24 protein-coding genes are annotated in these 23,944 nt (G+C 48.6%); 13 read left to right on the top strand and 11 right to left on the bottom strand.

The annotated features are described in order from the left end of the window. Positions 1-3: 3 nt before the first annotated feature. From L4D79_RS09795 to hpaH, 6 genes are read right to left on the bottom strand one after another with little or no spacing between them, the layout of a single operon-like run. Positions 4-393, bottom strand: a complete 390-nt coding sequence (locus tag L4D79_RS09795) for a 5-carboxymethyl-2-hydroxymuconate Delta-isomerase (protein ID WP_428650638.1) — start codon at positions 391-393, stop codon at positions 4-6. After that, positions 393-1,922 (bottom strand): 5-carboxymethyl-2-hydroxymuconate semialdehyde dehydrogenase, encoded by a 1,530-nt coding sequence (gene hpaE, locus L4D79_RS09790; RefSeq protein WP_428650635.1) that lies wholly within the window; start codon positions 1,920-1,922, stop codon positions 393-395. The genes L4D79_RS09795 and hpaE overlap by 1 nt, the downstream gene beginning before the upstream one ends. Before the next feature lie 41 nt (positions 1,923-1,963). After that, the gene (locus L4D79_RS09785) at positions 1,964-2,737 is read right to left on the bottom strand and encodes a fumarylacetoacetate hydrolase family protein (RefSeq protein WP_428650632.1); all 774 of its coding nucleotides are present in this window, start codon (positions 2,735-2,737) and stop codon (positions 1,964-1,966) included. Next, positions 2,734-3,402 carry a fumarylacetoacetate hydrolase family protein gene (locus L4D79_RS09780; RefSeq protein WP_428650629.1) on the bottom strand — a complete coding sequence of 223 codons (669 nt, stop codon included), beginning with the start codon at positions 3,400-3,402 and terminating at the stop codon, positions 2,734-2,736. The genes L4D79_RS09785 and L4D79_RS09780 overlap by 4 nt, the downstream gene beginning before the upstream one ends. Before the next feature lie 26 nt (positions 3,403-3,428). Further along, positions 3,429-4,256: a 4-hydroxy-2-oxoheptanedioate aldolase gene (gene hpaI / locus L4D79_RS09775; protein WP_428650627.1), complete on the bottom strand. Its 828-nt coding sequence runs from the start codon at positions 4,254-4,256 to the stop codon at positions 3,429-3,431. A gap of 10 nt (positions 4,257-4,266) precedes the next feature. Beyond that, entirely contained in the window at positions 4,267-5,070 is an 804-nt protein-coding gene (gene hpaH / locus L4D79_RS09770; RefSeq protein WP_428650624.1) for a 2-oxo-hept-4-ene-1,7-dioate hydratase, read from the bottom strand. Between the two features lie 467 nt (positions 5,071-5,537). On the opposite strand from hpaH, the gene L4D79_RS09765 reads away from it, so the two are divergent. The 5 genes from L4D79_RS09765 (at position 5,538) to L4D79_RS09745 (ending at position 9,879) form a co-directional block, all read left to right on the top strand. Continuing rightward, a complete protein-coding gene (locus tag L4D79_RS09765) occupies positions 5,538-6,563 on the top strand; it encodes a TRAP transporter substrate-binding protein (RefSeq protein WP_428650621.1) in 1,026 nt (341 codons plus the stop codon). 3 nt (positions 6,564-6,566) lie between these two features. Beyond that, positions 6,567-7,094 (top strand): TRAP transporter small permease, encoded by a 528-nt coding sequence (locus tag L4D79_RS09760; protein ID WP_428650617.1) that lies wholly within the window; start codon positions 6,567-6,569, stop codon positions 7,092-7,094. Then, positions 7,095-8,396: a TRAP transporter large permease gene (locus L4D79_RS09755; protein WP_428650614.1), complete on the top strand. Its 1,302-nt coding sequence runs from the start codon at positions 7,095-7,097 to the stop codon at positions 8,394-8,396. Between the two features lie 211 nt (positions 8,397-8,607). Beyond that, complete coding sequence (hpaR, locus tag L4D79_RS09750) at positions 8,608-9,033, top strand: homoprotocatechuate degradation operon regulator HpaR (protein ID WP_428650611.1); 426 nt, start codon at positions 8,608-8,610, stop codon at positions 9,031-9,033. Between the two features lie 282 nt (positions 9,034-9,315). After that, positions 9,316-9,879: an outer membrane beta-barrel protein gene (locus L4D79_RS09745; RefSeq protein WP_428650608.1), complete on the top strand. Its 564-nt coding sequence runs from the start codon at positions 9,316-9,318 to the stop codon at positions 9,877-9,879. 143 nt (positions 9,880-10,022) lie between these two features. On the opposite strand, the gene hpaC is transcribed toward L4D79_RS09745, so the two are convergent. The 3 genes from hpaC to L4D79_RS09730 all read right to left on the bottom strand — a co-directional run bounded on the left by hpaC (position 10,023) and on the right by L4D79_RS09730 (position 14,309). Continuing rightward, positions 10,023-10,529, bottom strand: a complete 507-nt coding sequence (gene hpaC, locus L4D79_RS09740; RefSeq protein ID WP_428650606.1) for a 4-hydroxyphenylacetate 3-monooxygenase, reductase component — start codon at positions 10,527-10,529, stop codon at positions 10,023-10,025. A 268-nt stretch (positions 10,530-10,797) separates the two neighbouring features. Beyond that, a complete protein-coding gene (locus L4D79_RS09735) occupies positions 10,798-12,435 on the bottom strand; it encodes a polysaccharide lyase 6 family protein (RefSeq protein ID WP_428650603.1) in 1,638 nt (545 codons plus the stop codon). Between the two features lie 95 nt (positions 12,436-12,530). Then, positions 12,531-14,309, bottom strand: coding sequence for a sodium:solute symporter family protein (locus tag L4D79_RS09730; protein ID WP_428650600.1), 1,779 nt, complete (start codon positions 14,307-14,309; stop codon positions 12,531-12,533). A 436-nt stretch (positions 14,310-14,745) separates the two neighbouring features. On the opposite strand from L4D79_RS09730, the gene L4D79_RS09725 reads away from it, so the two are divergent. From L4D79_RS09725 to ribD, 8 genes are all read left to right on the top strand, one after another. Further along, positions 14,746-15,438 carry an oligogalacturonate-specific porin KdgM family protein gene (locus tag L4D79_RS09725; protein WP_428650597.1) on the top strand — a complete coding sequence of 231 codons (693 nt, stop codon included), beginning with the start codon at positions 14,746-14,748 and terminating at the stop codon, positions 15,436-15,438. A gap of 297 nt (positions 15,439-15,735) precedes the next feature. Further along, positions 15,736-16,452 (top strand): FadR/GntR family transcriptional regulator, encoded by a 717-nt coding sequence (locus tag L4D79_RS09720; RefSeq protein WP_428650594.1) that lies wholly within the window; start codon positions 15,736-15,738, stop codon positions 16,450-16,452. A 161-nt stretch (positions 16,453-16,613) separates the two neighbouring features. Then, the gene (locus tag L4D79_RS09715) at positions 16,614-17,021 is read left to right on the top strand and encodes a GNAT family N-acetyltransferase (RefSeq protein WP_428650592.1); all 408 of its coding nucleotides are present in this window, start codon (positions 16,614-16,616) and stop codon (positions 17,019-17,021) included. A gap of 165 nt (positions 17,022-17,186) precedes the next feature. Further along, entirely contained in the window at positions 17,187-17,966 is a 780-nt protein-coding gene (fabG, locus tag L4D79_RS09710) for a 3-oxoacyl-ACP reductase FabG (protein ID WP_428650589.1), read from the top strand. Positions 17,967-18,313: 347 nt separating this feature from the next. Beyond that, a complete protein-coding gene (locus L4D79_RS09705) occupies positions 18,314-18,721 on the top strand; it encodes a DUF1330 domain-containing protein (protein WP_428650587.1) in 408 nt (135 codons plus the stop codon). A 17-nt stretch (positions 18,722-18,738) separates the two neighbouring features. Beyond that, positions 18,739-19,350 carry a LysE family translocator gene (locus tag L4D79_RS09700; RefSeq protein WP_428650585.1) on the top strand — a complete coding sequence of 204 codons (612 nt, stop codon included), beginning with the start codon at positions 18,739-18,741 and terminating at the stop codon, positions 19,348-19,350. Between the two features lie 23 nt (positions 19,351-19,373). After that, positions 19,374-20,012, top strand: coding sequence for a glutathione S-transferase family protein (locus L4D79_RS09695; protein WP_428650582.1), 639 nt, complete (start codon positions 19,374-19,376; stop codon positions 20,010-20,012). A gap of 98 nt (positions 20,013-20,110) precedes the next feature. Next, positions 20,111-20,536: a bifunctional diaminohydroxyphosphoribosylaminopyrimidine deaminase/5-amino-6-(5-phosphoribosylamino)uracil reductase RibD gene (gene ribD, locus L4D79_RS09690; protein ID WP_428650580.1), complete on the top strand. Its 426-nt coding sequence runs from the start codon at positions 20,111-20,113 to the stop codon at positions 20,534-20,536. 9 nt (positions 20,537-20,545) lie between these two features. On the opposite strand, the gene L4D79_RS09685 is transcribed toward ribD, so the two are convergent. Next, on the bottom strand, positions 20,546-21,484 hold the full coding sequence (locus tag L4D79_RS09685) for a glycyl-radical enzyme activating protein (RefSeq protein ID WP_428650577.1): 939 nt from the start codon (positions 21,482-21,484) through the stop codon (positions 20,546-20,548). A gap of 66 nt (positions 21,485-21,550) precedes the next feature. Beyond that, positions 21,551-23,842 carry a pyruvate formate lyase family protein gene (locus tag L4D79_RS09680; protein ID WP_428650574.1) on the bottom strand — a complete coding sequence of 764 codons (2,292 nt, stop codon included), beginning with the start codon at positions 23,840-23,842 and terminating at the stop codon, positions 21,551-21,553. Positions 23,843-23,944: the final 102 nt, after the last annotated feature.

The following is a 23,944-nucleotide window of genomic DNA, read 5'->3' as shown; positions in this document are numbered from 1 at the left end:
CGACTACCCTTGTTCCGCCAATTTCTGGTGAATATTGTTTTTACGATAGTTAAGCACCGGATGAAGTTCGGTCATCTCGAAACCAACGCTCAAGTAACGTTTTTCAAATGTTGGCGCTAAGTATTGGGTGAAAACCTCAAACACCCTGTCGGCCGCCGCCTTTAACGTTTCCATATCACGCCCGACACCTACCTTTGCCGTCAAATGGATAAAGCTATTTTCCGGATCCTCATCGGCAATCAACACATGATCGCAGCGTATCGCCCGGGTTCGTATCCCCCCTTTTGGGAAGACACCTGTATCAATAGCCTCGCGATGGATCACCCGCATCAGCGCGGGAATATCAACGTCTTGCTCCAAATTCGGTGAATATTCCATAATAAAGTGAGGCACTATCCTTCTCCTTTACCCAACGAAGGCACGTTATGGGTATCGTGGGCAATACAGATATTTTTGGTTTCCATATAGAAATCAAAGCTCCAGTCACCGCCATCACGGCCGACACCCGACATTTTCACCCCACCAAACGGCGATGGCAGGTTACGGTTGTTTTCCGAGTTCACCCAGATCATGCCGGCTTCAACATGGGTAGCCATACGCATTGCACGGCCAGTATCGCGGGTCCAGATATAGCCAGACAGGCCATACTCGGTATCATTGGCAATCTGTAGCGCCTGCTCTTCCGTTTCAAACTCCACACAGGTCAGCACCGGGCCAAAAATTTCCTCTTTGGCAACACGCATGGTGTTATCAGCATCGGTAAACAGGGTTGGCGTCAGGTAGTTGCCATTACCCATTTCAGGCAGGGCACGGCCACCGACCGCAATAGTCGCCCCGTCTTGCTCGGCAAAGTCCATATAACTCAAGACCTTGTTGTAATGGGACTGGTGCACCAGAGGACCAACTTCAGTTTGCGGATCGAGAGGGTGCCCGACACGGAGGTTTTCTACCCGTTGCTTCAGGGCTTCGATAAATTTCGGCTTGATCCCCGATTGGATCAGCAAGCGGCTCGAACTGGTGCAACGCTGGCCGTTAAGGCTATAAATCATAAAGACCACTGCATCCAAAGCGCGCTCAAAATCGGCATCATCAAATACAATCACCGGGTTCTTGCCGCCAAGTTCAAAGTGAACACGCTTAAGGGTGGGTGCCCCTTGGGCCTGGATCATCGAGCCAGTCACAGTTTCCCCGACAAAAGCAACCGCCTTAATCGCTTTGTGTTCCGTCAGCGCTTTGCCTGCTACCTCACCAAAGCCGTTAACCATATTCCAGACGCCTGCTGGCAAACCGGCTTCTTCTGCACATTCAGCCAGAATCGCTGCGGTTAATGGGCTAAATTCAGCAGGTTTGTGTACTACAGTACACCCCGCTGCCAACGCTGGCGCAATCTTCCAAGTCGACAGCATGAAAGGTGTATTCCAAGGCGTGATCACCCCCACCGAACCAATTGGTGTACGGATGGTGTAGTTGGTATGGTTGTCCTGATGCAATGACAGGCCATTTTTGGCTTCTGGGGATTTATCGGCGAAAAAGCGGAAGTTGGCGGCACCGCGCACCGCAGCTTGGCGCATAAAGCGAAGGGGCTGGCCGCAGTCCATGGACTCTACCAACGCAATTTCCTCGGCGCGCTGTTCGATTTTATCGGCCAGCCTGTGCAGGATCTTGCGGCGCTCAGCACCAGAGATCGCCGCCCACTCGGCAAACGCTTTCTCGGCAGCCAAACATGCTTGGTTTACATCTTCTGCCGAGCCTTTGACCACTTTACCCAACGAGGTATTGTCTGTTGGAGTCAGGTTATCAAACGTCTCCCCTTCCGAGCCCAGTGTCCATTCGCCATTGATATAGTGGCCCAGGGTTTGATTCTGAAAACGAGCCAAATAGCTATTGGCTTTGTTAATGTTGGTATCGAGTTGCTGAGTCATAGTTTTCTTCCCTAAATCTTTTAATTGGAACGGGTAACAGGCTAGTCAGTCAGTTCGCCATAGAAGGCCTTTTCTGAGAGCACCGGATTTTCCAGCGTGCCGATCCCCTCAATTGAGCAGCTCACCACATCACCCGGCTGAATATCTTTCAGCCCCTTCGGTGTACCTGTGGCAATCAAGTCCCCTTCGTTCAAGGTCATAAAGCTGCTGAGGTACTCAATCAAAAAGGGAATATCAAAAATCATATCGGCCGTGGTGCCTTGTTGGGTCAGCTCACCATTGACCCGGGTTTCCAGCGCCAAGTTATTTACATCGGCAACATCTTCCTTATCAACCATCCACGGGCCGATTGGGCAGAGGGAGTCACGGCTCTTCACCCTTAGATTAGGGCGGTAGTAGTTTTCAAGGTAATCGCGGATCGCATAGTCATTGCAGATGGTATAACCCGCAACATAGTCCAGCGCCTCTTCCCGCTTGATGTTCTTGCCAGTTTTGCCGATGACTGCCACCAGCTCACACTCGTAATGCATAAATTCGATATCATCAGGACGGTATGATGGCTGCAGGTGGCCCGTTAGAGTATTGCTGCCCTTGAGGAAAACGAGCGGCTCTTTCGGCGGCTCAAATGCCAGCTCTGAAGCATGATCAGCATAGTTCAGGCCAAGGGCAAAAATCGTCCCGGGGTTTTCGACCGGACAAAGCCATTTCACCGCCTGTGGGGCAAGTACCTCACCGCTTGCCGTCACCAACTCACCTTCAAAATTGACAATGACATCCAACACTTTTCCATTATGTTCTACTCTGGCGCGCTTCATGCGTACTGCCCTCCCACCGTATTTTGTAAACTGACTAACTGTCCAGTTGTTGATGACTCTCCAGCTGTTGACGACACCTTGTCATAAGGCTGTAGCGCAATACGCTCACCCGCAAAACCGACAGCAACAATATCACCGGCTTCCAAGGTCATAATGTGGGAAATACGCTCCAATAGCGCCGGCACATCCCAGTAAAGGCGGGAAAGCGGTAATTGCTGTACCTGCTGGCCATTGACCATGGTAGATACAACTAACGAAGAAAGATCGCCCGCATCAGAGATCGTGACGGGTGATGACAAGGTGGCCGAGCCATCTAAGCACTTGCCCTTGATATCTGGCCGGTAATAACTGGCTTCTGGCAGAGAAAAGTCATGTAGCAGCGCCACTCCTTCGACATAATCCAGCGCTTGCTGTGACGGCACGCGGCAGCAAGTCTGGCCGATGATCACCGCCAGGCTAGCACCCACGACAAACTCGTCACTGTGTGCAGGCCATGCCACTGCCTCCGACTCATTGTTCCAGGTATTTCTTGGTTTGAAATACAATACCGGTTGTGTCGGTGGTGCCTTGTAAGGCGGCTCATTAAACTGTTCGGCCATTGACTGGCGTTGCTCACTATCATTGAGCGCAACACACACCACTTTGCCCTTAAACATCTTTTCCATAATCTTCCTTTTCAACCCCGCGTTTCTTAATACACGTTATCAACGGCAGCCGCTTCGGTGCCTGTGTCGCTGTCTTTATCTTTCAAATTCTTTGCCAATGCTTGTGCGCTTTGGCGCAGCAACAGAGTATCGACACCCGCACCGATGAACTTCACCCCTTGCTGAACATAGCTTTGCGCTTGAGTTGGGTTCAATGACAAAATCCCCACCGCCTTGCCCGCTTGGTTAATCACTTTGATGGCATGGTCGATAGCAGCAACCACCTCAGGATGGCTTGGGTTACCGATATGCCCCATAGAACCACTGAGATCTGACGGCCCGATGAATATCCCATCAATGCCTTCGACGGCTGCGATCGCTTCGATGTTTTCGATAGCCTCAACGGTTTCCACTTGTACCAACAAGCAGACTTCCTCATTAGCCTGATGGAGGTAATTGGGGATACGGTTCCATTGCGATGCCCTTGCCAAGGCACTGCCGATCCCACGTTGCCCCATCGGCGGGTAATAGACAGATTGAACCACCTGCTTCGCTTGTTCGGCGTTATTGACCATAGGGACCAATACCGACTGCGCACCGATATCCAGCAAACGTTTTAGCAGCGTCGGATTGCCATCTTCGGCACGAACAATAGCCGATGTCGGATGCGGTGCCAGCGCCTGTAAGTGATATTTGATACCGGTGAGATCGAACGAAGCATGTTCGCCATCGATCAGTACCCAGTCAAAACCGCTGCCGCCGCAGATCTCTGCGCAGCTGGTATCTGGCAGGCCGAGCCAAAGCCCCCATAATGGCGCCTCTTCTTTAAGGGCATGCTTGAATACATTCGTCGGTAAACTGTTGTTCGGTTGCATGATGGCCCCCTTATACGAACTTAACCGAGATGCCACCGAGCGGACCGAAGTCAGCATGGACACTGTCTCCCGCCTTTACCGCTACCGGGCGAGTAAAAGATCCCGCCAATATCACCTGTCCCGGCTCCAGTGAAACACCGTGGGGAGCAAAGCGTTTACATACCCAACAAATTCCATTGGCAGGATGGCTAAGAACGCCTGCAGCCAAACCTGTTTCTTCAATTTGACCGTTTAGGTAGAGCATCGCGCCGGCCCAGCGAAGATCGAGCTCGGTAGGTTTGATTGGGCGACCACCCAGAATGATCCCGGCATTCGCGGCATTGTCTGCAATGGTGTCGTACACCTTGCGGGTGTAGCCGGTTTGCGGATCGGTGCGGTGGCAGCGTGCTGCGATTAACTCAAGGGCAGGCACAACATAATCAGTGGCATTAAGCACATCAAAAATGGTGATGTTCTCGCCTTCAAGCTTGTCCTTCAGAACAAAGGCCAACTCCACTTCAATCCGCGGGTCGAGAAAATCATCGGCAGGGATCTGAGCGCCATCAGGGAAGAACATATTATCCAGTAACACCCCATAATCAGGCTGGTCGATATTCACCGCCATCTGCATAGCCCGCGACGTCAGGCCAATTTTGTAACCTTTTACTTCCGCCCCTTCGCGGATTTTCCGCTCAACCCAGCGGCTCTGGATGCGATAGGCATCATCCATAGTCATATCCGGGTAATCAAGGGTAAGCGCTGGGATCTGTTCACGCCCTGTTTCTGCTTTATACAGTCTCTCAGCCGCCACATGGATTTGATCTTCCGTTAACATTTCGCATTCCTTTTTTCTGGCTGACTGATTGCCAACGCCCCTTATCCAGAGTCATGCTGTCAGGGAAAGCAATCAGAATTAATTAACATGTTAAATATATTAGTTAACATGTTAATTAATGTCCAACGAAATATAAAACCACAATAAAACATTAAAAAACAGATAGTTAAAACAAAAAACATTAAAACATCATTACCCCTAAAATTTCCGTTACATGAAAAATGCAGGTTAGATCACATTTGTGGGAGGTATTTACAGACTGGTCATTAGGTAAGCAACAAAGAAAATAATCTCGGGAGTGATTTTGTTTTCGAATCATTGATCCAGTTAACAAAGAAACAGGAAAGCAACACATTTTATTAACAACCCCTTTGCTTTCTGGCTAATTAGTTAATATGTTAACTAAAGTCCAATAACGACTCACCCAGTGAGCATCAATCATCATCCATAACTAAAGGAATCCTGTTATGCGTGTAACCAAAGTTGCCTCCATGACCACCGCTGCGCTACTGATGTTTTCAACTTATACCGTCCATGCAGCGCCAGAAAAAACGATAAAAATCAGTACTTGGGGTTCGCCAAACCACGGCATCAACAAAGTGGTATGGCCGACATGGGGAGAGTGGGTTGAAGAGGCCACCGAGGGCCGTGTAACGGTAAAAGTTGAATACGATCTTGCCCCACCACAAACCCAGATTGATGTTGTTACAGACGGGATCGGGGAAGTGACATGGATTTACCATGGCCATAAGGCTGGTCGTTTTAAGCTAACCCAGCTACCTGAAATTCCAACCTTTTCAGATTACGCCAGCTCAGAGCTGATTTCTCAGGCCTATTGGCGTACCTATGAGGCCTACCTCAAAAAAGGCCGTGAACACCGAGGTGTTGAAGTACTGGCACTGAGTGTTAATGGGCCGGGCCAGCTGATCACCAAAGGACCGGTTGGATCGCTTGACGATATCAAAGGCAAAAAGCTGCGCGTCGGTGGCGGTGTTATTTCAGATATTGCCAAAGACATGAAAGTCACACCGGTATTTACCCCGACGACCAAAGTCTATGAGTCCATTTCACAAGGCGTGGTCGATGGCACCTACCTACCGTACGAATCACTAGCTTCTTTCCGTCTGGCGGAAGTCGCCGACAATACCACGGTTTACCCAGGCGGGATCTTCCGCGGCAGCTTTGCCATTGTAATGAACCGCGACACGCTATCTGGCCTTTCTAAAGCAGATCAAGAGGCTATTCGTAACGTGTCTGGCGAAAAACTCTCCCGCCTGTTTGGCAAGATGTGGGATGACATGGACAACGTTGGCTACGAAGCAGGCATTGCCAATGGCCACACCTTCACCCCAGCCTCACCCGAGATGATTGAAGAGCTGAAAAAGTCTACCGAGCCATTGGTCAACAAATGGTACAAATCGGCCAAGCAACGCAAGATCGATGGTGAAGCGGCCTACAACTATTTCTACCAAGAGCTAGAACAAGGACTGTAAGTTATGAGTTGCTCAAGACTTTCCAAGGCGATTCGGCGAGGGTTGGAGGCCCTTGCCGCTCTCAGCCTGATGCTAATGATGGTGATCACCTTTGTCGATGTCGTCGGCCGCTTTTTCTTCAGCAGCCCCCTTGTCGGCTCAACCGAGATGATCGAGGTACTGCTGGCTGTCATGGTCTTCATGGCATTTCCATTGGTGTCGTGGCAGGAAGAGAATATCTGTGTCGATTTACTCGACAACATCTTCCCCCAGCGCTGGATTGGCCTGCGTCAGGTAGTGATCAACCTAATCTGCTCCTGCTCATTGATATTGGTTGCCATGATGAACTGGAAACTGGCTGGCCGCTCCATGGAGTATGAAGAGGTCACGGAAATTCTTGAGCTGCCTCTTGGCTATGTCACTTACCTGATTTCCGTTACCGGGTTTGCTGGCGGCTTCCTGACTTTCATCAACGCCCTGAGCTACGGCAAGACTTTATTCTCGCCGGCACCGTCTTCCCAACCACTGAATACCGAAAGCAAGGGGGTTTAAATGATTGAGTCCATAATTGGTTTTGCCGTTCTAATCGCCTTGGTGTTCCTACGTTTACCCCTCGCCTTTGCCATGGGTGTGGTTGGTTTCCTCGGTTTCTGGTACATCAACGACTACAACTGGACTGCTGCGATGTCGATGGCTGCCCGCCGCATCATTGACACCGGCCAAGATTACAGCCTATCGGTGATCCCGTTGTTCATCTTGATGGGTAACCTAGTCACCCGGGCAGGCTTATCCAACGAACTCTACCGGGCCTGTAATGCCTTTGTTGGTCACCGTAAAGGTGGATTGTCGATGTCGACTATCTTGGCTTGTGGTGGATTCTCGGCAATTTGTGGCTCAAGCTTGGCAACATCGGCCACGATGTCCAAGGTCGCCATGCCGCCGATGCGCAAGTTCGGCTATTCAGATGGTCTAGCCGCCGCTTCTATTGCTGCCGGTGGCACACTGGGAATATTGATCCCACCAAGCGTCATGCTGGTAATTTACGGCCTACTTACAGAGAGCAGTATCCGCGAGCTGTTTGCTGCCGGTTTTATTCCTGGCCTGCTAGGTATCGTTCTCTACCTGATGGCAGTGCAATGGGTGGTGTTCCGCAACCCTGACAGCGCACCACCAGGTGAAAAGGTTGGCTGGCGTGATCGTTTTATCGCACTAAAAGGCATCATGTCGACCCTCTCATTATTTGTCTTGGTCATGGGCGGGATTTATATCGGGGCCTTCACCCCAACAGAAGCCGCAGGGATTGGTGCTACAGGGGCATTTGCCTTGGCCGCTTACCGACGTCAGCTCAACTATGCCATTTTACGCGATATTCTAGTGGATACCGCCAAGACCTCGGCCTCACTGTTTGCCGTAGTGATCAGCGCTTTGATCCTCTCGAACTTCATCAACCGCGCCGGTTTGCCGACCGCGCTGATTGAGATGATCCAAGCCGTCAATGTTTCACCGATGATGGCGCTGGGCCTGATCATTTTGGTCTATATCATCCTTGGCTGCGTATTCGAAAGTATGTCGATGATGCTGCTGACCGTGCCGATCTTTTTCCCGGTCGTGGTTGAGCTTGGCTTTGATCCTATCTGGTTCGGTATCGTTGTAGTGGTGGTCACGGAAATCAGCCTGATCACCCCACCGGTTGGCCTCAATGTATTCGTGTTATCCGGCATTATCAAAGACATCAAAACCGCTACCATCTTCAAAGGGGTTTTCCCTTTCTGGGTGGCAGATATGGTACGACTCGCCATCATTGTATTGATGCCAGCGATCGTGCTGTTCCTACCGAGCATCTTGTACGCCTAGCGGGTGCATTCACTGCGGGCTCGCAGCACAATCGCAAGCCCGCATTTTTAGTCAACTCTGCTATACCCAAAGAAATACAGAACTAACTTGAGAATGACAGATAAGATCAAAATACAGCTATAGCTTTTCGGCACTTTGATTTATATTGTCAATATGTGTCTGAAACAAATGATAATTTTCGACAATACGGTAACGGCTAGAAGGTTATATTGTGACGAAATATGAAGACTCGCTCCCCCTGCAACTGATAAGGGCAAGGGATGTATCAATGGATTACTTCCGCCCCATCTTGGCGGATAACGAAATCACCGAGCAGCAATGGCGGGTGATGCGGGTACTCGATACCCTGGGAGAAATTGATTTCTCTACCTTGTCACGCGAGTGCTGCATCCTTGGCCCAAGCCTGACAGGCATCGTTAATCGCCTAGAGAAAATGGGCTACGTGCAACGCAAGAAGTCAGCCAACGATGGTCGCAAGTATTACATCCACCTCACCCACAAAGCAAAAGTCCTGGTTGATGATCTGCGCCCCCTCATCGAAGCGCAATATGTTCAGCTCAAGGCAAAGCTTGGCGAAGAAAAATACCACCAACTGTCTTCACTGCTCAATGCGCTGATTGATATTAAAGAGCCCTAGCAGTACGCACTCACGGTCAATGGGGTGTATTTGTTTGTAACATTCCGCGCTTCGAGTTCTAGGACCAAGCGCGCTTTAAAGCTCGGTAAAGGGGCGTAATATCATGCTCGACAGCTTTTAAAAAACAAACAAAACGCTGACATTCAACGTTAATTAGCAGCTAAATGCTTCGAAAACACCTCACTTTGTCATCTTTTTGTTATTTCACTATCCCATCTAATTACAAATCGTACCTTGGCCGACATAATCCCCTCGCTTTCAATCACTACAGTCAGGCCAAAGATGCAAAAACTACTCGCAACCGCTTTTTTTTCTGTGCTGATAACAGCACCAATGATGGCCAATGCTCATCATAGCGCTAGCTACCACAGCCACAATAACTATGCAGGACCTCGCGTTGGATTGGGTATTTCTTATCTGTCTGACGACTACATGGATACCGATACTGGCTTCAAGCTCGAAGGTGGCTTTGATTTTAACCGTATTGTCGGGGTAAACCTCTCTTATGAGGATTCGGGTTACGATTACAAATATGGCTCACTGGATTACAGTACCATCAAGCTTGGAACGGATTTGGGTTATGCATTTCCACTAAGCCAGAGTGTGTCATTAAAGCCCTATGTATCGCTGGGCTTCCACCGTACAACAGAAGACCATAACTGGTGTGAAAGGAAACACTGCTATCACTCAAGCTATACCGACACCAATACCTACTACGGCATCGGCATGCGCCTAACGGCAGACATGTTCTACATCAATGTCTCCAACGAAGTGCTGAAACTGGATGTTGGTAACTACCGCTATGAGCCAGACCAAATCGCAGTGACTGTCGGCTTGAAGATTTAGCACTGGAAGGCGAGATATACCCAAGTAACTTCAAGGTACTTGATTCTGAGAGAAAGAATATAAAACAGGCCGACACCCCTTAATGATTAAAAAGAGTTGGCGGCCTGTTTGGTAACAAATACGTTTTCGGGACAATGGTACTTTTAAGCCACTTCCGAGATCTTCATCGGTGCCTCTACCGCTTTAAACTCACGGGCAAAATAAACCAACGCATCACTGTCAGTCGTCGTGATTGACTGCACTTCCACAAAAAACACGCTGTGAGTACCCACTTCGCTCACTGAGGCGATTTTTCCTTCCAGTGTGGCCAACGCATCAGTGAGAACAGGCACACCATATTGGTTGAACTCCCACCCTGGCAACTGAAACCTGTCTTCCATCGCCATCCCCGTCATTCCGGCAAAATGCATCGACATTTCTTTATGCTCGGCAGCGCAAACATTGATACAGATACGGCCATTGTCTTTGAATATTTGGTTGGAAGCGCTGTTGCGGTTCACGCATACCAGAATCGTAGCTGGGCTATCTGTCACCGAACAAACGGCTGTTGCGGTCAGGCCCACGGTGCCCGCTTCGCCCCCCGAGGTCACGACATTGACGGCTGCGGCAAGATTAGACATGGCATCGCGAAACTGTTGTTGAATTGGCATAGTTCGTTCCTTCCTAGAGCTGATTGTTTTTTTCACTGTGCTACCTGTTACGACCAAGCAGTAGCTGTTGTTGATTTTTGAATATTTGTTTTGGTGTTGCTGAGCATGACTTCATTGTTACCCAGCTCTTGCCAAAGCGACATAGACAGAAAATCCAATCACTTGTACTTTTCGGCTATGGGAGCATAAAAAAGCCCGGGCACAACCTTGGAAAGTGCCCGGGCAAATTACGACAATTAACAAAACGTCAAACTAGCAAAATGTGAAACTAGCTCTTCGGTGCAACCTGCAAACGGTAGCTAGGGCCGATTTCATCAGCGGTCAGTACGTGCAGTTTCGACACATCGGCACCGCCTTCTGCGAACTGGTAAAAATCACCCACTTTGGTATAGGTTGGTTTTTGTTGGGAAACACCTGCTGGAACCCCATCAATACCGTGAACCTGACCAAAGTAACGCTCATCGCTGTAGGTAGGGCCCGTTAGTGGTGTGGCCGGATCGGCACGCAATGCCTGCAGGGTTTCATCGAGGTTGAACACCACATTCCTACTGAAGGTGATGTTATCGCCAGTGAAGATAGCTTCTACCTGGCTGTTATCGAATAGGCTGACACGGTGGCCCTGATTGCCGTGCACCATACCGAATTCAACATCCACCATGGTGTTGTTTTCAACCGTGACGTTTTTCGGTGTCCACTGCTTGTTCAGCTCTTTGCCTTTAACTTCCTGGTCAAGCTGCTCGTTGTTCTTCACATCGATGATACCTGTGTTGATCACCACACCCCCGCGTACATCAGCGTTACCCGCGATTTGGCCACCCGAGCCACGTAGGCCGACTAGGTAATTATTGCGGACAACATGATCTTCATCGTAGATACGAATACCACCAGTATCTTGCTTGTTGTTCCCGATGATCACGTTGTTCTCAACCATATTCGCCTTGCCATGACGCAGGGAGATCATCGACGCGCTCTCAAAGATAGTGTTACCCGCTATGCGGTTCTCACCTGATTTTACCGAGATCAATTCACGCTCGCCGTCGGAGTCCACCAGCAAATTGTTCACGAACTGAGTACGCGATGGCCACTGGCTGCTCTTCGAGTCACCGATGCGGATCGCTTCCCAACTGTTACCGTTGTATCGCACGGCCTCTTCAATCGCCAACTCGTTGTAGCGGTTCTTCTTCTGGGAATAGAATATATTGCCTTCGATAAGATGGTTATCCGCCTTATCGTCAATGTTCTTCTGGATACCGATCAAGGTGCCGCGCTTATGCTTGCCCTCGAAGCGATTGTTGATGACCTTGCCATCTTTGCCCCATAGCGACACCCACAAATAACGTGGGTACTCACTACGCCTTTCGTCCGGCTCATACTCGTAGTCATCATTAAAGTAGTAGAAAGTCGAGTTCTGCAGCGTATTGCGCATTCCTTCCAGACGCACACCACCAAAACGCTCTGCCGGACCACCTTCGGTAAACACTATGCTATCGAGGGTAATGTCATCCCCTTTCACCACCAGCTGCACCAAACCGGTCAGCAATACCGTACCCGGCTGCTCAGCTTTCACAGTAATATCATCGGCTGTCAGTTCAACCACACCCAAATTGGCATAGCGACCCGGCGCAATACTGATCACCTCACCCGGCTTGGCATTTTCAAGCTGCAGCTTCAAAACTTCTACAGCAGCTTCGCTAGCAACGTCCACCTTGGTCGTATTAACAACTTCACGGCTTGCTGCTTCAACAAGCTGCTCGGCCGTCAAAGATTGCAGTGACACTTCAGCAATGGATGGCCAAGTGGCAACCTCGGGCAACTGTACCGGTACTGGTGTATCTTGGGTCGAAGCATGGACGTTAAAAGACAACGCAGCCAGCAATGCCAGCGCGATAGGCGTGTGTTTTTTCATTCTATTTTCCTTATACCGGGAGGCGAAATCGCCACCCGGGAGTTTCACGGAGAAGGGTTACTGTTTTGGATACAGCAGGTATGCGCCCCTATCGATTAATCTTGCTCAGATGCCAGCTCGGCATTTTCAACTTTTCCATCAACGGCTTTAACCAGCAGTAATCCGACGCCAAGAACAATCGCACCACACAGAACGAAAATCATACGTCCCCAGAATGGGTTAGGTAGGACAAACATAGCCATCACCCCCACACCTGCTGTCGCAATGAGCGAGCCCAGCATACGGCGCTGTTTGTTATCCAGTTTCTTCTGCTCGGTAGATTCAGCGACCAATGGCGTTGCAAGGTTGTTGAAGAAGCGGTCAACGTCTTTCTGGCGCTCCTCAGTTAGCGGCTTGTAGAAGACAGTCGATAGGATGAAGAAACCAGCAGTGAAGATCAGGTGACCAATCAGACCGATAGCAACTTTCAAGTCAGACCACTCACGGCCCGTTAGCGGCTCAAGATCGAACCAGTTTTGAACCATGTCTGCGGTGATGACAAAACCAACGAAGTAAGACACGATACCACCGACAACCAACGTCCCCCAGCCAGCCCAGTCAGGCGTCTTCTTGATAAAGAAGCCACAGAATGCAGGGATAGTCATTGGGAAGCCGATCAGGGCACCAACATACATCATGGTATCGAACAAGCTCAGGCCCTTCAGCGAGTTGATGAACAGGGCAACCAAGATGATCGCAATACCGAAGAAAGTAGACGTCAGCTTAGATACAACCACCAACTCTTTCTCTGGTGCGTTAGGACGTAGGATTGGCTGGTAGAAGTTCTTAACGAAGATACCCGAGTTACGGTTCAGGCCTGAGTCCATTGAAGACATGGTCGCTGCAAACATCGCAGAGATCAGAAGACCTACCATACCCGCAGGCATGTACTCTTGTACGAAAAATAGGTAAGCAAAGTCACCGGCTTTAGAACCTGCATCAGGATATTGCGCGGCAAGATCGACACCTTGACCAGCAATGAACCAAGAAGGCATAAACCAAATGAGTGGACCCATGGTCATCAGGATACATGCAAGCAATGCTGCTTTTTTCGCGTTCTTAGAGTCTTTGGCCGCCAGGTAACGATATGAGTTCAGCATGTTGTTGGTAATACTGAACTGTTTGAAGAAAAGGAAGAATGCCCAGATACCAAAGATGCTTAGGTAATTAAGGTTGTTGCCCGATATAAACGAAGCGCCTTCTTCTAGAGGGAAGTTATTAACTATTTCGCCAACACCACCACCATGAACAATCGCAACAATCGTACAAGTCACGGTAACGGCCATGATGATAACCATCTGCATGAAATCAGAGGCAATAACCGCCCAAGAACCACCGGTTACCGACATGACCAATACAACCAAACCGGTAAGGACAATTGTCATGGTCATATCAAAGCCGAAAATTCCCGACGCAATGATCGCAAGACCATTCAACCAGATACCCGCAGTGATCACACTGTTTGGCATGCCTGACCAAGTAAATACCTGCTCATTGTGCTTACCAAAGCGCAAACGAATCGCTTCAATAACCGTAACTACCCTCATTTGGCGAAACTTCGGCGCGAAGTATAGGTAGTTCATCAAGTAACCGAAGGCGTTAGCCAAGAAGATAATCGCAACAGCAAAGCCGTCGTCATAGGCTTTACCGGCAGCGCCCGTAAATGTCCAAGCACTGAATTGGGTCATAAATGCCGACGCCCCCACCATCCACCAGAGCATGCTGCCTCCCCCCCGGAAGTAGTCACTGGTGGTATTGGTAAATGTTCGGAACATCCACCCTATAGCAATCAGAAATAGAAAGTAAATACCGACGATCAGTATATTCAGATCCATCGTTGAAGTCCTTTTGAGTATTAATTTGCTAACACTATAAAAACTCCGCACAAATTCTTGTACTACAATATTCTTTATTCGAGATAACGATCACGAATAAATCATGACAAAAATAACACAAACCAATTAAACGAATTAAAATCATAGACTTACATAAGAGATATGCATTTTACAAACAAACCACACAAATTGACAAAAATCAAAATGTAATACTTTTTATGATCAATTTCACGTTTACTGCCATTCATTCAAAAGTAAAAAAACCTCCAAATTAACAATTAAACAATTGAATTAAATCAATTTAAATGAAATAGCGTGATGATAATCACTATAGATCCCGATCACGATTAGAACTAAACCCTGATTGACGGCAAAAAACAAAACAATACTATTGTATTACTTTATTGGGAACACCCTACAATTCAGGATAAAAACTATGTTCAAACATTCTCCCCTGATGCTACTTATTGGTTCAGCACTTATTGCAGGCCAGGTCAGCGCTGCTTCTATCGACTTCCGTCACGAGTACCGCGGTAAATCAGAGCAACACTCAAGCCGTGTAAAGATCAACGAAAGCATCGGTGATTTATATTTCAGTGGTGAACTGAAATTCAAAGGTGCAGATGGCAAATTCATGGAAGATTTACAAAACAATGGCTGGGAGTTTGATTGGGGATATCGCTTCCGCAATGGTAACTGGACCCTTCAGCCAGGAATGCCAATTGAAGGCCGCAGCAGCGGTATGACCTATAAGCCGCAAGTTCGTTTAACTTATGCCTTTGAGCAAGTAGAAGGTCTGACACTGAGCGGCCGCTATCGTCACGACTTCAAAACCTACAGCAACGGTGACAGCACAGACAAGCGCCACCGGGTGACAGGTAACGTGGGTTACCGCATGAACGATTGGCAGTTCGGTCTAGAAATGAACTACTACAAAGCGGAAGGTTATGAGCTTTACGATGGTAAAGACACCAACTACGAAAACAACATCAGCATCCGCTACCGCCCAGGCGCTTGGAGCCCATACGTTGAGTTCGGTGACGTTAACTACAACAGAACAGATGCAAGCGGCAACAACAACGATACCCGCGAACTACGTAGCCGTGTCGGTATTACTTACAGCTTCTAATGAGTCGCGCATACATTATCGGCTATCGGTAAACGATATACTTGTCCCAAAAGGTCTAGCAACGATGTTTAATGGCTACGTCTAGAGCAGATAACATGCTTATAGTCAGTCGCATAGACAAAAGCCATAACATTTTTCCGCTAAAAATTGCCCCGAAAGGCAAAGTTTATTACGATTAAAAGCCGACGAAAGTCGGCTTTTTTGCCTGAAAAAATCGAAACTTCTCAAGCAACAAGCCGAAATCCAGTATACTGTAGTCATATAGTCATACATATTGTTATTGAACCAAGGATTTACATGTCTTCTAGTTTTACCGCGATTGCGGGATCCAAACGCAGCCTGCATGTGCAGGTAGCCCGCGAAATCGCCCGTCGCATTCTCTCTGGCCAGCTCGCGCAAGGCCAAGTGATCCCTGGAGAAATGACGCTCTGTGAACAATTCGGCATTAGTCGTACCGCTCTGCGTGAAGCGGTGAAGCTTCTTACTTCAAAAGGCCTTCTTGAGTCCAAGCCAAAGATCGGGACCAAAGTTGTTGACCGCCTGAACTGGAATTTCCTAGATCCACAACTGTTAGAATGGATGGATGGGCTAGAAAATGCCGAAGTTTTCTACCACCAGTTTCTAGGCTTGCGTAAAGCTATCGAGCCAGAAGCCTGTGCACTCGCGGCACGTCATGCTACGGCTGAGCAGCGTATCGAACTATCGGAAACATTTCAGCAGATGTGCGAGATTGCCGCTGACTTTGATCAAGCTCGCTGGGCTGAAGTGGATATGAACTTCCACCGCTTGATCTTCTTCTCGACAGGCAACGACTTCTACTTGCCGTTTGGTAATGTCATGGCAACTATTTTCATGAGCTTCATTCACCATTCGTCCAAAGATGGTGGCGTGTGTATCAATGAGCACCGTGCCATTTACGATGCAATCATGGCTGGAAATGCCGATAAGGCCCGTGCTGCTTCTCAGTTCCTACTTAAGGAAGAGAAACACCGCCTACCAAGCGAAGTTGCTTAATTCGCACGCCCCAATACTGTATATACCCAAGAGGCTCCCTAAGTCGCTTGGATATATACAGTATTTATCCCTTTGACAACCTCTCTGATTATTTTCTAACTCCACAAACTTGTCATATCTAGCTGCTAGGCTTGGATTGAATCGTTTAGTTTGGAGTAAGCATGATCCGTCACGCCACCATGGAAGATGGCCCAGCCATTTGTGCATTGCTGTCACAACTCGGCTATCAAGCCACACTCGCCTCTATTGAAGCCATGCTAAACGGCAATAGGCAACCAACGTTGGTCTTCGACGACGAAGGTACCCTTTTCGGGCTAATGACCCTGGTCACTTTCCTCTATTTTCCAACCGGCGAACAAATCTGCCGGATCACCTCCCTGGTTACTGACAAAGATAAACGTGGCAAAGGGATCGGCTCTACCTTGATTGAAGCCGCTAAGAACTATGCCAAACAGCATAACTGCCAGCGATTGGAAGTCACGACTTCGTTAAGCCGCTACCAAGCCCAGCAGTTTTACGCTAAACAGGGGTTCGAGAAGCGCTCTTTGCGCTATATTCTTGAAATTTAAACTTGTCGTGCATTACCACCAAGCCATTTTTGCAGCTCTATTACAAATACTTTGAAGCAATATCGCTGTATAAATAAATTTACAATTAAGCCCAACAAGTTATACCAACCACGAATTATCATGAACGATTTAGCGTACACAATAGATAATTGGAGAAGGTATATCATGCTCAGCTCAATCGAAGGACAAACGGTTATTGTCACTGGCGGAAGCAAAGGGATAGGTAAAGGGATTGCCCGTGTTTTCGCCCGCCAAGGTGCCAATGTGGTTGTCGTTGCCCGTGGTGAAGAAGCCGCGCAGCAAGCGATTTCTGAACTCCACGAACAAGGGTTCAGTGCCGAATACATCTTGGCTGATGTCAGCAACTGGCAAGAAATGCAGCGCATGGCGGAATACGTCAGGGAGACATATGGCCGCATTGATGTGTTATGTGCCAATGCCGGGATCTTTCCGCAAGCGAGCCTGAGCGATATGGAGCCGGAGAATTGGGACCACGTCATGGACACCAACCTCAAGAGCCTGTTCCTGAGCGTCAAAGCGGTTACCCCATTTATGAAAGAGCAGGGCAAGGGCCGGATCATCGTTACTTCATCCATTACCGGACCTATAACAGGCTTTCCGGGCTGGTCCCACTACGGTGCCTCAAAAGCAGGTCAGCTGGGTTTTGTCAAAACCGCAGCAATCGAACTTGCCCGCTCCGGTATCACCATCAATGCTGTCATGCCGGGCAATATCTATACCGAAGGACTACAGGATCTCGGCAAGGATTATCTGGCTACCATGGCCGCATCCATTCCGCTCAATCGCTTAGGTGATGTCGAAGATATCGGCAATACTGCGCTTTTCTTTGCCTCCGATGAAGCAGGTTATATTACCGGGCAAACTCTGGTGGTCGACGGCGGCCAAATCCTACCTGAATCGTTGGAAGCACTAGAAGGGCTGTAACATGCCCAAAGCGCCCGGCTTTATAGGGCGCTATTTACTCAGACGGTGTTGCTTCTTCCATACGACTCACTGTATTAAATAGCCATTAGGGCTGGTGACTTCCTAACCTGGGATATTAAACACGTTACATTTAAAACCCACCGTCAATTAATACAGAAAACAAGGTCGATTTTTATATTAACCGCAAAAAATCACTTTAATTTGATATTAGCCTTTACCTTTTATCAACTTCTCTTCATATTAGGAAAGCAGCGAGCAGTAATATAACCAAGGGCCCCACATTGCAGGCTTATATCCCGCATCAATGGCGCATTATAATCGTCTCAACACGATAACTTGGAGAGAATATGGAAGTTCTTAATCAGCTTTACCCATCAGATATACAATTTGAAAGACTCAATAGCGAACCTGACTCCGGAGAAATTCATCTACTTAATTTATTTAAATTTCGCGAAAAAGCCCGATATGCCGATGGCCGTATTACTGAACTAACAGGCAAGCAAGCTTATGAGCTTTATGGTAAACCGATGCTTGATGTTCTTGATAAATTTGGCGCTGAAGTCGTGTTTTTCTCCGAAATAACTGGCCTTATTATCGGTGAGGTTGACGAGTTGTGGGACGCTTTCGTCATCGTGAAATACCCCTCAAGGCAAGCACTGCTGGATATGACTTCCTCTGACGAATTTAAATCGTTAAGTATCCACCGGGAAGCTGGGCTAGAAGGACAATTAAATATAGAAACCAGCATACCCTAAGGGGATATAGGAAAGTAATGGACTACTTATTATCATTGATTCTGTTTGCGGTTGTATCGTCTGCAACGCCTGGCCCTAATAATATTTTAGTCATGACATCTGGACTAAATTTTGGCATCAAGAAAAGCCTACCCGTTTTGTGTGGTATATGTATCGGTTTTGCTTTTATGTTGCTGCTCGTTGGGTTGGGGTTTGGACAGGTATTTGAACTCTTTCCCCGCTTACACACCATTATCAAAGTATCCGGTGTGCTGTATTTACTGTATTTGGCATGGTTAATTTCAAGTTCAAGTGACGGTTTGGGAACAAAGGAACAACCAGAACCCTTGACGTTCTTCAACGGGGCTTTATTCCAATGGGTCAACGCCAAAGCGTGGGTCGTGGCAACTGGTGCTATAGCCGCTTTCACGGCATCCGGCAGTGCGTTTACGACTCAGACCCTCACTCTCGCGGGCACATTTTTAATCGTCTCTTTTCCTTGCGTGGGGATCTGGCTATATTTCGGCTCATGGCTGAAGCGATATTTAAACCATGAACACCATCGTAAATGGTTCAATTTCTTAATGTCTGGTTTATTGGTATTCTCTGTTTTGCCCGTTATTGGAGAACTGGTTAAGCAATTTGCTTAGGGCCGTTATTTAAGGAGAACGTTGTGTACCAATTGTATTACTACCCCAATAATGCAAGTCTCGCCCCTCACTTCCTGTTACACCATATTGGGCTAGAGTATGAACTACTTTTGGTAGACAAGAAGTCCAATTCACAAAAGTCGCCTGACTACTTGAAGCTCAACCCAGCAGGCCGGATCCCCACCTTGATCGACAGCGGCATGGCACTTTTTGAAAGCCCGGCCATCTGTATCCACTTATGCGAACAACACCCGGAATATGGCTTGATACCGGCGTTAGGCAACAAAACGCGCCCGCTCTTTTTCCAATGGCTAACCTATCTCAACAACACCCTGCAGGCAGAGTTGATGGTACGCTATTACCCGCATCGCCACACCAATGACGCTAGTACTATCCCCAATGTTATCGCCGCACAAGATGAACGTATCGCCGATGCCTTGGCAGTAATAGATAACCAGCTGGCAGGCAACACCTACTTATTAGGTGATAGCCTCACCGCCTGTGACTTCTTCCTGTTCATGCTGGCCGAGTGGTCACTGCCCATCAAAAGGTCCCCCCTGCACTTTTCCCATCTGGCCGCCTACCTCAAACGGCTGTCACAACACCCAACCATCCAAGCGGTCAGTGCAATAGAAAGCATCGATCTCTCGCCGTTTCATTAACATGCCTATAGATTAAAACTGTTTTGATAACCACTGGTATAATTGCAGAACACAAATACTTACCAGATTTAATCAGTGCTCGGGAGAACACAGGATCCATGCCAGAAAAATTCATGCTGCGTGCCCTTGAAGTATCACAGCAAGCGTTGCCAGACTGCCAGCCAAACCCTCCGGTCGGCTGTGTACTGGTCAAGAACAACCAGATTGTGGCTGAGGGACATACGCAGAAGATTGGCGGTAACCATGCCGAAGTCGAAGCGCTTAATGCATATACGGGCAATATGGAAGGTGTCACCGCTTATGTCACCTTGGAGCCCTGCTCTTTCGAGGGCCGGACGCCAGCCTGTGCCAAAACACTGGTGAAATCAGGGGTTAAACATGTCGTTGTTGCCATGCTCGACCCCGACCCAAGGAACAGCGGTAAGGGAATTAAGATCCTCGAACAAGCCGGGGCAGCTGTCGAAGTCGGTCTATGCCAAGAACAAGTCAGCCACTTTCTAGGCCCTTACCTGGGTAAATCCTAATAAAGAGACTTAGCTCAGTGTGACGTTGATCTCACCGTAGCTGCGGACCTTGGCCAGCCAGCCTTGTACGTCTTCATCGGTAGGGAGCTCAGCATCAACATCATACTCGCGCCCTATCTCGACCGCCTTACCTTTACCGAAGTTATGGTAGGGCAGTAACTCCACTTTCTGGATATTGGCCATAGACTCCCCCAAACGCGCAATCGCTTCCAGGTGTGCATCCGACAAGTTATAACCGGGAATAATAGGGCAGCGAAGGATCACCTGTGCATCGATTTGCGCCAACAACTGCAAGTTTTCATCAACCACCCGCTTTGACAGCCCAGTTAAGGACTTATGAGTCTTCTCGCCGGTCGCCTTGTAGTCGAACAAGAACAAGTCAACATATGGCGCTATCGCCCGGTAATGCTCGGGCTTTGACGCACCGTTGGTTTCGATACAAACATGCAGGCCGTTTTCCTTGCACTTCTTGGCAAGCGCCAAAGAAAAATCAAATTGCTTGAGCGCTTCACCACCAGATAGAGTCAGACCACCTCCCGACTTATCGAAGTAGACCTTGTCTTTAATCACTTCAGCAAAAACCTCATCGACCATCATCTCTTTGCCGTAGATTTTCAGCGCATCCTGCATACAGGCATCCACGCACAAACCACAGGCATCACAATCATCGAAATTGACCTGATGGCTTCTTTCATGATCAAAGCGATGAACTCCTTTTGGGCAGGCCTTCTCACAAGCCCGGCAGCCAATGCATTTCTGTACCGAAAAAGACAGCTGCTTCTTGATGCTCAATGACTCCGGATTATGGCACCAGACGCATTTCATCTGGCATCCTTTGAGAAAGACCGCAGTACGTACGCCCGGACCGTCATTGACACTGAACTTCTGAATGTCAAAAACGATACCTTGAGCCGGACTCCGGCCTTGAGTTTGATCTGAACCTTGCATACCTGTACCTGCAGTGCCTGAATAGGAAGGAAAGTGGGCTGCCGTGATTAGCAGCCCAATTGGCCCTTAGTCGTTTAGGGTTCGGTTGAGAATTTCCAACTGAACGTCCCGGTCAAGGTTAACGAAGCGGGCACTGAAGCCGCCCACGCGCACCACAAGGTTCGGGTACTTCTCAGGGTTGTGGTAAGCATCTTCCAGCTCCCCCTTACCCACCACGCTGACCATGATCTGCGGACCGCCTTGCTCGAAATAACCATCCAGCAGGGCTTCGACAATCATTCGCTTATCTTGGTACATGTTCTTGCTGAACTTCATGTTCTGCACCGAGCCGGCATGGACATCCGCCTTTAGCTTGACCAGCGAGTTGAGCATCGCTGTCGGGCCATTGTTATCAGCGCCGCTTTGCGGGTTATTGGCGTTGCTCATATAAACCCCACGATGACGGCCGTCGGCTGAAGCACCCGTTGCCCTTCCCCATTCGGTATTGACCTGATTGTTGATGATCACCACCAAGTAACTGTCCATCCCCACTTTAACTGCCGAGTCCTTGATGCCGTTGCAGATATATTCATGCATCTCGACCGCAATCTCGTCGACATAACTGTCGTCATTGCCAAATTTCGGTGCATGGATAAGGTCATACTTCATCCGATCGTAACCGTCGAAGTCGACTTTCAGGGCTTCGATCAGTTCGGTATAAGTGTATTTCTTATCCTCGAAAATCACTTTTTTGATAGCGGCCAGTGAGTCGTAAGCATTGGTATTACCGTAGGTTTCATTGGTCCCGCCGAGCTTGTAGACACCACCATCGAGTAGGGCTTTGCTGCGTCCGATACAGTCATCAGTCAACATGCTGGTAAACAAGAAGCCCACCTGCTGGTTCATCACCTCATAAGAGAAAGACTGGGCCTTGGCTGTCAGGTCAATGTAGAAATCCAGCAGTTCCTTGTAGTTCTTCACCACATCATCGAAACTCTCAATTTGCTCTGGTTTGAGTAACACGGTACCACCGCTCTTTTCCTGCCCGTCCCAGAAGTCCGTCCCGCCGGTCAGCGAAATGTTCAGAATTTTAAGAATGTTAATACAGGTATTCGGCGTACCGACACCCTTGCCAGACAGGACAAATTCACCACAGCCAAACGGTACATAATGCTGCGCGTCATGCTCGGAGATCTGCATTGATTTCATTACCGCCGGCACATTGACATCATCGTTGTACAAGATGGGATAAGTAAGACCTTCACCGATAGCATCCAGCGCATCATTGTAGACATCTTGACTCATACCTTTATAGATACGCAGGGTAAACTGGGGCTCAGTATCTTTATTTTCACGCACCGCCTGAATCGACAGTTTGCAGTACACATCAGCGGTTTCCGGGTTACGGCGGCCCAAGCCACCGATCACCACACGGCCATTGACGGTTGTTTTACGTGCTTCGATCAAACGGTAATGGGATCGGATATAGTTAATCGCCTGACGCTCAGTAATACGTTTGGCCTCAAGATCAGCCACCAATAAATCACCAAGGTAGTCATCCATACGGCCATAATTCACCACTCCAGCGCAGAGGCTATAGAGCCAGGTAAGCTGAATACCCTGCAAAAATGTCTGTGGCTTCTCACTGCGAATCGCCGTCAGAGCGTCAATCAAGTCGCTCATCTGATGCTTACGGGTAAGGTCAGTCGTGGCGTCAAGCGCTTGGGCGCACAGATCAATATGTCTGTCGATCACCCTTTCCACAATATCAAGACAGCCAAGGAAGGATTGATGCAGCGACACCGCTTTGCTGTCACCCTGTTGGCTGGCTGATTCCAGCTTGTCACCCACCAAGGCACGCATGCCGTTGATCCCCAAATCCACCAGCTTGTTGTAGTCAAGATACATGCCGCTGAGGCGGGCTGTCGCAATAGCAGGGTAATTCACGTCAACAAACTGACCTAACGTGGTATCAGTCAAGGTCTGGCGATAATAGATAGAACGGGTATCATACTGGCGCCAATAATCGAGCAGGTCATCAACACGGCGATGTGCCGATGGCGGTAACTCGCTCTTCAGCGCCTCAAGCTTGTCAAAATTGCAGTAGTGCCCCACCCCACCTACCGACGTCACGCTACCAAAGCCAATAGGCAGTGCATCAATACGCCCAACAACACAATCTTCAGAGCCAATTTGTCTGAACAAAACGGGATATAACTCAGATAAACAATCTACCTCACGCTTATAAATATCCTGTTCGTTCTGATGTGCCTGAGTATAGGCTTCCATAATTTCCAGTTGGGTCAATACTGGCTTTTCACAAGGGATCTTCTTGTTGACATCAACTTGGCTTGGGTTGTTTTCGATTTTGGATGACATGGTAGGGTTCCTCTTGGCTGTATTGCTCAACCATAAACCCACATTTAAAATATGTAAATACAAATACAGCACCCCCAATCAAAAGGATGATCTTGATCATGC

It is taken from the genome of Photobacterium satsumensis (genome assembly GCF_050336935.1).
Lineage (GTDB): Bacteria > Pseudomonadota > Gammaproteobacteria > Enterobacterales > Vibrionaceae > Photobacterium > Photobacterium satsumensis.
The sequence above is the reverse complement of the archived record's forward strand: the minus strand, read 5'-3'. Positions and strand labels throughout refer to the sequence as shown.